At 65.5% G+C, this 12,589-nt stretch carries 1 protein-coding gene; it reads left to right on the plus strand.

Annotation, left to right across the window (positions count from 1 at the left end; translation table 11 throughout):
• Positions 1-213: 213 nt before the first annotated feature.
• A complete protein-coding gene (locus ACWDTP_RS32720; protein ID WP_450027376.1) occupies positions 214-12,033 on the plus strand; it encodes a scabin-related ADP-ribosyltransferase in 11,820 nt (3,939 codons plus the stop codon).
• The last annotated feature ends 556 nt before the right edge of the window (positions 12,034-12,589 follow it).

Consider the following 12,589-nt stretch of genomic DNA (forward strand, 5'->3'; position numbering starts at 1 on the left):
GACGGCCAACACGGCACCATCACCGCCTGGCCCCCCACCCTGGACCGCCCCGACAACCCCGTCACCAACTGGTTCGCCGGCACCCCCGACACGCAGTCCACCGGTGCGGACACCTCAGCTCCGCGCACGTGGGGCGGGCCTGGCGAAGTGGTCGGATCGGATCCTGGGACCGCTGGACCTTCCACCGTCGACCCTCCCATCGAACATACTTCGGTGTCGTCGACCGGCGTGCGGGGTGACGTGCTGCATCTGCGTTTCGACGAGGGCACCACGTCGGTCGATGGACGTCGGCATGCCGAGGTCGAAGCATTCGTGTCTCGAGTTGTCAGTGCAGCTGAAAGTCGGCGTGACGCCGGAGAAACGGGTCTGGTCCTGCACGCGCAGGGCGGAGGAAACGGCGGAATGTTCAGCCGGGGAGCTCACGCGATCGGTCTGAATCGGGCGGAAGCGGCCCTCGACGCGATACGACCACAGATCGAGCGAGCACTTCACGAAAGAGACATCCCTGCCGACTTCGTGACGATCGCTGACCCGACGTCTCGCGGCACGACACTCACCGACGACATCTCCGGGCCGGATGACCAGGCGCGGCGTCGGGTGGTCGAGATCCGCTTCGAGAACCAGCCGCATACCGACAACCCCGCGGATGATGACGGCGACGGCTGGGTGGTCGACGCCGACGGGATCCCGCACTGGGGTCGCTACGGCGCGGCCGGCCTACTGTTGCGGGCCAGGAACTCCGACGGTGTCCCTGTGGTGCTCTTGCAGCGTCGGGCGCAATGGTCCGATCAAGGCGGCACGTGGGGCCTGCCCGGAGGCGCCCGCAGCCGTCTCGAGACCCCGGCACAGGCCGCGCTCCGGGAAACCCACGAGGAAACCGGCTTGCAAGGCAACCGATTCCGTGTGCGCACGAACCTGGTCACCGCACGCGCACCCGGGATCGACTGGACGTACTCCACCGTGATCGGCGACGCCCCATACCCACTGAGAGCCGAATCGAGCCACGAAGGCTCACATCGGTGGGTGCCGATCGACACGGTGACCGAATTGCCGTTGCATCCTGGATTGGCTGACAGCTGGGAGGCGTTGCGTGAGCATATGGCGGCGAACCCGCCAATGCCTCCGCGGCCCAGCCCCCAACTCGACCCATCCGTCGATCCGACCGATGTGCACGGTGGCTACGCAATCGACAACCCCGATGGCGCCCTGATTTTCCGTGATGACAACGATCTGCTGTATCGGGAAGACACCCGCCCTCCCGAGGTGATCTTCGCCGAGGGCTTCGCGATCAACCCCGCCACCCGCGGTCTGAGCAAGGTATTCGATTTCATCTCCACGACTCGCAACCCCGAACTCGGTTACTTGCAACCTGATTCGAATCAACGAAGATTCCGCTACACCATCGACGCACCGGGCGGGCTCGACGTCAACAGAACAGTCTGCATCGGCCCGTCTGACTATCAGCAGGAGATCTCGTTTCCCGGCGGCATCCGGCGGGAGAACATTGCATCAGCAGTGGAAATTCTTCCCCCGGACGGAGACAGCAGCGCCGCCGGCGCGGAATCGCAGTCCTCGGCACCCAAATACGGACCCGTCGTCAGGAACGAGCACTTCAACCCCGATCTGCCGAACGAAAATGCGCCCGCGGTACTGCAAGGCCCGATCGGTGGCCGGCCGGCCCCCGACGACGACACCTCGTCCCTCGCATTTGGCAGCAGCGGAACATCGATACATTTCCACCGTGAGGACGAACCCGACGCGTGGGTTGCGTATATGGCCGGATTGGCCGATTCGTCTGGGGAGGTTCGGCAGGCGGCCTCGAGTTTGTCGGCGGACCTGCGGGGCGACTCGCTGCGACTGCCTTTCCGCGAGGGCGCCACGGCGGTCGACCAACGGCAGTGGCATGTCGAGATCGAAGATTTCGTGTCCCGAGTTGTCACTGCAGCCGAGCGTCGGCGCGACGCTGGGCACTCGGGATTGATTCTGCATGCCCAGGGCGGTGGAAACGGCGGGAGGTTCAGCCGGGGAGCTGACGCGATCGGTCAGGAACGGGCGCAGGCGGTCATCGACGCGATCAGGCCGCTGATCGAGCGCTCCCTCCAACAGAATTCGATGCCTGCGGACTTCGTGACGATCGCCGCCCCGACGTCTCGGGGCACGGCTCTGCCTGAGGACGTTTCCGGACCGGATGACCAGGTGCGCCGGATGGTCGTAGTTCGTGTCGAGGCCTTCACCGGCGAGCGTCCACCCGCCCCCTTGCCGGGCCGGACGACGCCACCAGCGACCACCGGGATCCGGGGTGCCGTGTCGGGGTTGCCAAGTGACCAACCCACCGCCTCCACCGATCACCCTGCTGCCCACACCCACCCACCCGAGACCACTGACGACGTCAAGTCCGAATCCGACCCCGAGCCAGAATTCTTCGACGCACGCAACAGCTTCGACGACGACGCTGAATCCGAGCAGGAATTCTTCGACGCACGCGGCCCCTCCGACGACGAGGACGACGCTGCAGCCCCAGTCGTCGAGACCACGGTCGACCTCGAATCCGAAGCGGATACCGAACAGGAATTCTTCGACTTCGAATCCGAGGCGGATACTGAGCAGGAATTCTTCGATGCTCACGAAAGCTTCGATGACACTTCGGAAACGGAGGGCCAGCCAGACCCACAGCTGCCGGCCCGAATCGGCCCCGATTTGGCTCTGGGTGGCTCGGACTCGATCGAAATGTTCCGTTCGGGTGCTACCGGTGATGCCGGGCTACAGCACATTCGGCAAGTGGTGGAACGCGAGGGTGGCCCGAGCACCTGGGAGCTTCACCGCACCGACCTGGCCGCGTTGTTCTCCGACGACAGCATCCGCCCCAATGCCCCGGGAATGCTGCGAGGTGGGCGCACGATCACCCACACCATCGATCTCGGAAAAGGTCGGGAGCTGCACGTCGAGTTACGGCTCGATGGTGCATCACCGGATTCGACGCTGCGCTTCAAGAAGGAGGAGAAGGCCGGCGGCGAGTTTGAGCACGCCTCGGATTCCACCGTCGAAACCGGCACCTCCAGGGAGGGTCGCATCACCGGCCTCGGCGGCATCCAAGGCAGCGTGACGCACGCGAACGCCACCGACACGGCACCGCTGATCGGCTCGATCGAACGCCAGCGGGCCGTGGCGGAGCAGCGTGCCGACCGTCAGATCAGCGGTGGCCGGGACGAAGAGCCGGGTAGTCGCTTCGAAGGGCAGATTCAGGCCATCATCACCACACGCCGCGTGGGCCGGTTGGACCCGGCGGGTCCAGTGCGCCGCCACCTCAGCAAGATGGTGTCACCCGGCTCCGAGCCTGCGAGCAATATCGTCAGTTCCGAACGAATCCCGTATTCGATCGAGGTGTTCATCCCCAGCCGCGAGGTCAGTCGCGACGGCCAGGACGAGTCGCGCGACCATGTCGGACCGCTGCCGGGCGATTCCGCTGCTCCACCCAGTGGCGGTCCCCCGCGAATTTCGCAGACACATGCGCTCGGCGGCTCCGACGTGGTGAGCAATTTCTGGTTCGTGACCGACGACCCATCGCACGGCTCGCCCCGACGACAGACGGTGAGCGACCTGGTCGACAGTGCCTCGATGACACGGACATTCCAGTCGGCGTTCGGAGAAGAGGCCAGGGCGGCCATGCACGAGACGAGCAATTGGCTGACCGTCGAGAAGGTGCAGGCAAACCTGCACGGCATGACCAACAAGCAGCCACTCGTTCTGCAATACCGGACCGTGCCGGGCGCGACGTTGGAGGTTCACGCATTCGTCGAGCCCTTCGGCACTCCGCTGCACACGAACAGCGGTCAGTCGCCGGCGTCGGGCTCCACGCCGAACCCGATGATGCGTCCGGGGGGTGAGACGAGCAGAACCGAGTTTCACTACGGCAGCGAGACCGACAGCTCGACGGTGCGCCAGAACGCCAGGACCAGGGCGCTGCAGTTACCCATTCCCGGAAGATTCCGTGGAGCCGGCGGTACCGACACAGGGGAAGCGAGTGGCGGTTTCGACGCCAACCACACCCGTGGGGTCAGCCGTGATCAGTCGTCGAGCGTGCAATTCCGCCACCGCAACACACTGAAGACTCCCGTACCAGGTCAAGCGTGGCGCGGCCAGGTTCGGCTACGGTTCGTGATATCCAACCGCAACCCGATCGCCGAAAATGGGCGCCGCTTCGATGCGGTAGCGCACGAGACTCTCGGTCACTTCGACATGATGAGCGAGAAGTCGGAGTCGACCCCGACCGACGACTTCCGCGACAAGACGGTATGGGCTCCACCGCAACGAATCTGGGGGGATCCGCCGGCGGACACCCGGTCGAAGGGCAAGCGGCAACGGTCGAATCCGATTTCCATCCTCACCAATCGCCCGACGATCACCCGCGGTGAGACGGCCATGCCGTCGCGCGGTCTGGGCTCCATGGATCGGGTCACCAACCTGGACGTGAACGGGTTGCGCGGCATGCTCGACGTCGCGGGTAGCCACGCCTGGGGCAGTGCGTGGAAAAAGCAGCGTTCCACCGTTCTGAACTCATTCCACCTCAACCGGATTCGTGCTGCCCTGCCTGCCATGACCCAGCACAGCCCCCTGGTCTACACCCGGCCGGGCGTGGGGAAGGTGGCGGTTACCGCCGACTTCGAGCAGCTGACCTTCCGGCGAGTCGTCGAGACGCTGGCCAGCCCGAGTTACGAGGTGAGTGAGGGACCCGCGGGCGGCGTCACGCGCAATCGGCAAACCGGTGGACAAGGCGCCCTTGGCGGGCGCGGTGGTGATGTCGCGGACGGGAGTGTTCTCGGCGAGGTGATCGTCGGCGGCAGTCAAGCCGAGCGCTCGGGCGACCGATTCCGCGACCGTCGACGCGAGGCGGTAGGAACGAAGTTCGACCAACGGCTGGCCGTGTTCGAGGGATGGATACGGCTCGACGTCGTGGCGGCCGGGCCAAAGGCGAGAGCTCACGACTCTGGTCTGTTTCCCGTGGAGATCGCGATCCCGTTGTCCGAACTGCAGGGCGCGCGGGAACACGATACGGTTTCGCCGCCTTCGTTCAGCCGGGAACAGCCGCAAGGGTTCGTCGTTGACAGGACCGGCCCGGCGATGGCCTGGACGCCCGTCGCACATGAGAATCCCCCGGAGCCGCCGCAACATGCCTTCAATGAGGCCTGGCACCCCTCGGACATGGTGGTCGGTGTCGAGCGGGTGAGCGGCCTCTTGGAGGCGATGCGCGACGATCTCGCTCCCGTTCTCGGGAAGCAACTCGACGACGCGATCCAAAGCCTCTCCGGGGCGTACGGGCCGGAGGTCTTGACCCCGCGACTCGTGCACGAATCAGGCCAGGAATGGAGCCACGTCGTCCCGCTGCAGATCGGGTCGATCACCGTCAAGGTACGTCCCGTGCGTGACGCACGCTCGGCTGAATACGTCGGGCCGTCAGAGAAATACGAGATCGACCTGATCGCCGAGTCACAGTCCTTGACCGGAATGTCGCACAGCGACGTCGGAAGTACGATCGTCGGCGGTCGTCTTCTGATTCCGGTACCTCACGGCTCGGTGACGATCCAGGGCACACGGACCACGCAGCGTCCGGCAGGCCCGAAGACAGACCGCGACGGACACGTCACGGACCCCGCCAGCGAAAACACGACCGGCGACATCGACAGGCGAACGGTGTTCCGTGACAGAAACGTTCAGCCCTATGACCTGTTCCGGCAGCCGATCACCTTCCAGATCAGTTACGAGGCTCACGGGCTGGCACTGCCGCTGACTCTTCAAGAGAGCTATCCGTCGGCGCCTCGCCCGGTGCGGCTGGAGGCCGTCTTCGCCTATCCCAGGAAGGCGCCCGCTCTCGACGCGGCTCCTCGGGAGCCCGGTGAACGCGCCGAGGAGATGCTCCGGCTCGACCCGAGACAGAGCGTCGTGGCGGTGCGGCCGCACTCGTCGGACGATGTTCCTGACGAACGGGCATCGCCCCGGACCGAGGAACGCACCGCCGGGGAGGATTTGATCGGCACTCACGTGCTCGATTCCCTCGCGCCCCAGGGGCGACACGTCTTCGGTGCGGCCTGGCCCAGGGTCCGTGCCGAATTGGCCGAACACGTCAACACGGTGGCGGTCCAGCGGCGACTTCGTCAGTTCGGCACGGACGCCGCCTTCGTGGTCGATCTGAAGTCCGTGCGCGGCGGCAAGGTGTCGCTCAGCGGACGCATCGACACCATCGGGACTGCGCAGCCCGACGGGGTCAGCGAGATCTACCGCGGTGGTCAGACGAACCGTAGCGTCGGCACGTCCGCCTCGAAAGCCACAAGCTGGCAGGGGTATGTGCAAGCGCAAGGCGATCTCCTCCCCGGCGACCCCGGGACGAACGTGTCACTTCTGGGCCGGGTCGACCTCGGATCTGGCCGGGGAATCGACAACACGCGCACGCAGCTGGCGGGTACCGGCCTACAGGTCCGTCAGCGCAAAGACGCACTCGGCCGTGCTGCGACGGCATCGGTGACGGCCGAGATGAGCCGACCAGCCGGCTTTTTCGAAAGCGGCGGGACCGTCAGGGCCACCGGCACGGCCAGGATCGCATTCACCATTCGCGAGCAGACGACGGGCGATCCGGGCCTCGGTCGCCTCCTGGAGGGCAACGCTGTCGGGCGCCCACTGAGTAACAAGACTGTCGTCGAAGACCTCAGCGGCGGCGACGGGCTGCGAGTCAGCACCCTGGCGGATCTGCACGCCGCATCATGGGGTGACAGTTCCACCCGTGACGACGTGAAGACGGTCCTCGGTGACGGCTCGCTCAGCGCGTCGCTACCCGCCATGACCCGCGGCCCCGTCGAACTGTTCCGCAGGGGTGCCTTGTCGATCGTGGGGCGCGTCGAGATGCAGCCTCTGAGCTTCAAAGAGGTCAGGGCCGGGAACCATACGACCAACTCGCTCAACGAGGTGAACCAGGTTGTGGCGACTCGCAACATCCAGTCCCTGGAATCAGGAGCGCGGCTACTCGCCGGCCCTCATTGGTCGGTTCCTGGGTTCAACGGTTCGTTGTTGGCCGGCATCGGCGGCGGCGGGCGCGTGCGGCGCGGCGAGTCGTCCAGCGAAACCGCCAAAACCACGTCCAACTCCAGATACCAACTGCCCTACGTGGTTTTTGCCGGTAACGCTCGGATCACCCTCACCGCGCGCGACGGCACCACCTCACGCGAGCTGACCGCGGTGGACCTTGGTGGGCAATTCCTCATCCCGACCGACGAGACCCGGCCCGTCGAACCGCCGGCTCAAGATCCGTCACCTGCAATTGTTGTGGCCGAGACGATTCCAGAATCAGAGGAACCGCCCCCGCCGCCGACGGCACCGCCGTTGTCAGCCGACGATCCTGCATCCGACGAGGACCCGGCCGTGGGTATGGCGACGACCGTCGATCGCGGCAAAGCCAGAGCTACGGCGGCGGACCACGAGGCTTGGGACCGTGAGGAGCGCGACCACGACCTCGCTGCACTCGAGGTGGCGCAGGAGGAATTGCAGACCTATCAGGCCGAGTTGGACGCCGTACTGGCCGATCCTGCGGCCACGCCGGGTGACCGCAGCGTGGCCCTGGGCAACCGCCACGATGCCCACCGGTATCTTGACTCTGTTCGCGAGGACTTCGAACACCGTTGGCAGCCGAACCCCGAAGCCGCCCGGGATCAGCGGCCACCGGTCAAAGAAGCGCGCATGGCAGCGGATTTGGGTGGACCTGCCGGGTCGGGCGCGGTTGGAGTGCAGGCGGGACCATCACGCCGGGGCGGGTTGGGGCTGCCGGTGGCGGACTCTGCCCGTGGGCGCCGCAATGACGTACCCGAGTTCACCGGTATCACTCAGGTGCGGCCGACAGGTATCACGTTGTCGGCGGCGGAGTTCGCCGCGGTGGTGGATGCGGTGGTGCCGGCGGGCAGGGCGGTCGACGCTTTAGATTGTGGGCCGCTGGTACGAGCGTTGGTTGATCGGCTGTACGGCGGTCGGGTGCGGCCGTTGAAGGTTTCCGACGATGCGGCCGGCGTCCGCGGTGGCGCAGGCGGCGCACGAGACCAGGTCGTGGCCGGGGGTGGCTGGGCGCAGGTGAACGGGGCTGCGGGGACCCAGCAGTTGGCTGACGGTCTTCCCGTGGGCTCCACGGTGGTCGCGATGACCTCGCCGTTGCGTGGGGAGATTGGTCATGTGGTGGCCGCGCGGGTCACCAGCGACGGGCCGCGGTGGGCTGATCCGCAGCGCCCGACCGAGCGCACCGGTGCGCAGGTGCCTCCCGAGGTGGCGTCGGCGCCGTCGGTGTGGGCGGTGGTCATCGATCCCATGGGGCGGGTGGTGGATCCGCAGACGTGGCCGGTTGTGCAGACGTCCTCGGGTGGGTCAGTGTCCGCGCTGTTGCCACCGGTCGTGGACGGCGTCACCGACCGAGACCTCACCGGCCGGTTCGGCGCCTATCACGGGCACTCCGGCAACACCGGCGGGCGTCAGTCCAACTCCGACGTTGAGATGACCAATGCGGCTGACGACATGGCATCTCGCCCTGGCGATGACGACCCGGCCGGAATCGTCGAGTTGCGGGTGCCGGGTGACGGATGGTGTCTGCTGTACTCGGTGGTGGCCAGTACTCCACCGCGGCAATGGAATCCCCGCATGTATCAAGGGTGGGCCGGCTCAGCCAGCGAGGCGCACCGCCAGGTACGCGAAGGACTCGTCAACCACCAGGCGCCGGTCTCGGACGCATCGTCGCCGCTGTCCCGGGCCGCGGAAGGTTTACGACAACTGGTGATGGACTGGGTGCGCAACAGAGCGCCCTCAGATCTACCTTCAGATGTTGTTCGTCCCTTCCGCAGCAGCCCTGCCGAGATGAACAGTTACGAAGACTGGCTGGCGGATGCCAGCACGGACGAACTGCGAAATCGACTGTCCAGCCTCGGCATCGACACGACGCACTCCCTCGACTGGATGCGTGCCGAGGACCTGCGCGCACTCACCGTTCAGGCCCGCGCCCAGGAGCTCTCCGAGAATGACCCCGCCATGTCCGTCGTCGCCGCGCACCGGCAGGCGGAGTCCGATGTGCCGCACCTACGGAGCCGTCGCGGCGCGCTGGCCGGCCCCGCCAGCCAGCGAGACTATCTCCGCCGGCGCGGTGTGGGCATGCCGGTCGACCTGATCGTCGATGACGACGACCTCCGGTCGGTGCTCAGAGTCGAGCGGCAAGATCAGCCGTTGACTCCAGACGAGCACCAGCGGCTGCTGGACACCATTGAGAAGTGGCAGCCGAGCACCAGCACCTGGGCCGACGACATGGGGGAAATGTTTCCTGGGCTCATCGGCCACGCTCTCGACGTACGCCTACGGAACCGCTCGACGGCGGGCACCCATGATGTCGGACCCAGAAACGCCCCGCCGGTCAACGTCTTTCACAACGGGGTGGACCATTGGAATGCCAGCACGGTCGTCGAACAACCCGGGCCGACCCCCACGGTGCTCCACCGGTCCCTGCCCTCGCGGCCTGCACCGATCGCCGGTCCGTCCCCAACCGCCTTCCCAGACACGGTTAAAACCGGCTGTTCACCGGAATCCTCCGAGTCATCGGATCTCAGCGACCCCGACTTCTCCGACGAGGAAGACGCATCGTCGGACGACGGTGATGACTACCGTGACTCGGTCGCCCGGCCCTACGCGAGGGGCACCGGCCTTCCCGTCGCACGACACAATTGGGTCGATGCACCCAAACGCGGTCGTATCAGCCCCACTGATACGGATGCTCAACGCAAACGCGCTCGAACGACTGAGCCGGCCAGCAACCGCAGTCAAGCGGCGCCTGCGCGTGCAGAGGCGGTGAAACCAACTGCCCCGTCTGTCCTTACGAACGAGTTGACGGCGGCAACGGTGGAGGCAATGCTGCGCGATCAGAAGGCTCGGCCCAAGGTTCCTGGTATTCAGATCGCCCGGAACTACCCCGGCACCCTCCTCAGGACCAAGCGCTGGCTCGCAGGTTCCTCCTGGGGCCCCGGCACCCGGACCAATCTGCCCAAAGAGCTGAGTCAGATGCCGGATTACCAACAGCACCGCGAAGCAATCGCGGACCTCCTCCGCGAACTCGGCTTATACGACAGTCCGCTGCCCGAACCGCAGGCTGCGCCGAAGCCGTTCGGTGCAGACGACCTCGCCCACGCATTACGATCGCTGATAGAGCTGCGCAAGACGCACCAGAAGATCATGGGCGGCCAGAGCAAGGGTAAAGGTAAGGGCAGGTTGCTGCTGATTCTCGCAGAGAGAACTGGCTACACCGGCAACAAGTTGACGGAACTCCTTACTGCAGAGGGCAATTGGCGTCCACCTCGCGAAACCATGACACGGCTGGCCGGATATGAAGGACAGCGTGAGGAGCTTAGCCGCCTCTTCGGCCAGCTGGGTCACGACGACCTGGCGCAGGACATGCCGCTGGCGGCGGAAGCGAACGCACCCACCGCCGGGGTAACCGTCGCCAAGCTGGCCGCGGCGCTCACCCAGATAGCCGCCAATCCGGGAATCTCCCTGCATGCCGTCGGGACGACGATGGGTACATCCCGCGTAGCGACGGGGAAGTACCTGGCACCCAATGCCGGTGGGCTACGCATCGATCCCGAATGGTTCACGGACCAGCCCGACTACGCCGAACATCGCGACAGGATCGAAGCGGCATTGCGCCAAATGGGGCAGGACGGCCAGGCGGATCGCCTTCCGCCGCCCTTCGCCGCCGCAGAGTTCCTCGAGGCGCTGCGCAGCAACGACACACTGATCGTGGACGCCATCGCTCGAATGCGGCTCGACCCCGAACAGTCGCCGCACACCGCGGGATCCCTTGCCGGTATGACCGCAAATGCCTTGGCGGCCTTCACATCATTGGTGGGCAGCGGGCCATCGATTCGTGACCAGGCGACCGTGGAGACGCACCTGAGAGACACGACGCCTTACCTACGTCGTGAACTCGCCGAGCGGCTCGAGGAGATGACCAACCTGGCCCGAGGACATCACCCCGTAGCTTCGCGACGCACAGGCATGACCAAAGTGACGCTTCCCGGAGCCGGGTCCGCGCCGGACCGTATGCATGTCGTCCACCGAGGCGTCCCCACCACCGTCAAGCCCGGGAAGTCGACGCAACTAGCGCTTCTGTACCGCTATAACACCGACTTGGTGCATCCGCCCAGGTCTTACCAAGATCATCGCCCGAGGCAAGCGCTGCGATGGCTCGCCACGGCGCTGAAGGAACAGCTGGAGGACCAGAGCGAAGTCCAGGCCTATCTCGACGCGGACGAAGGCACGCTCTATGTCTCGTCGAACAGCACGGCGCTCAACCATCGACTTGAGACCCTTCTGGCTTCCGGGTCGGAGTTCGAGCAGGTCCTTGAAGACCGTGCCGCGACCCTCGATCCGAGACCGGACCGGCACATCGCCAGTCTGCGGGATTTGATGCGCTCACCCGTCGTTGACCGTGGTGATGCGGTCAGCAAGATCGTCGCCGCGCTGAAGGATGGTCGGGTTGTCGTTCCTGCCGAACGTTACACACGGCAATACCGCACCAGGGACGGTGTGCCGCGTGCCCACGCCGTCGACCTGCACGCCGAACGGCGGATCATGAGAATGTTGAAGTCCGAGGGCCGGGCGATGAATCTCGACCTTCTTGCCGGCACCATGCGCGCGTGCGGTTTTTGTGCAGCTGATTTGGAATTCGAGCCGACGCGGCCTCGTGGTCCGCTGTGGCTGTCACGCAACGCCACATTTGAGCTGGACACCGATGCAATCATCGACGACTACCTGAGGCGATCAATCGGCACTTACGCCACTCGAACACGCAGCGACAAAATCACGGTCGAATACGATACGGACTCCGATTCCGACGCCACCCGTGAATCGACCGAAGATCAACCCGGGCCCCAGACGGACGTTCCCATGACATCGAGTCAGGATGACTCATCGCCGTTGAGTAGCGCTGACGGGTCTCGCGAGTCGTCCTGGGCTCCAACGCAAGGCTGAATCGGCCCGCGTACGAGTAGCTTCAGCTGCTCAGCCAGGCCGGCCATGGTCGACTAGTGGGCGACGAAAGTATTTGCCAACAGCCGCCTTTCGCTGCCTAGCACGCTGACGGCCTTCCGGAGCCGATCGTAGCCGCGAACTGAACAACCAGCGTCTCGCCGAGCATCGCTCAGCGTGCCAAGCTGAACATGGGTGCATCCACGGTCCCACTCTCACCGGCCGCCCGGTGGCTGCGCCGGTCTGCTGATCGCTGCGGTGGATCAGCATTCGGTGCGTGCGTGATTCTCGGAGCCGACTACGTCCCAAGAGGTTTCGTCACTCCAGACAACCAACGTTCGCGCAGGGTTCCGCTGTCATTCACCCTCTGATCGGGCCGCGTCGTTGCGCGGGAGTGAGAGTTGAATCGTGTTGGTACGCGCCTCGAACAGCTCTGCACCGGACCGCACACGGTTCGTGCCGATTCGGTCGTCGCGGTCTCTTGTCGTGCGGGTTGGCTGCGTCTGAGTCGTTATGTCGATCGATATTCCTCCTGCTCTGCAATGGGTTTCTTATCTGG

Source organism: Mycobacterium sp. NPDC003449 (assembly GCF_053588415.1).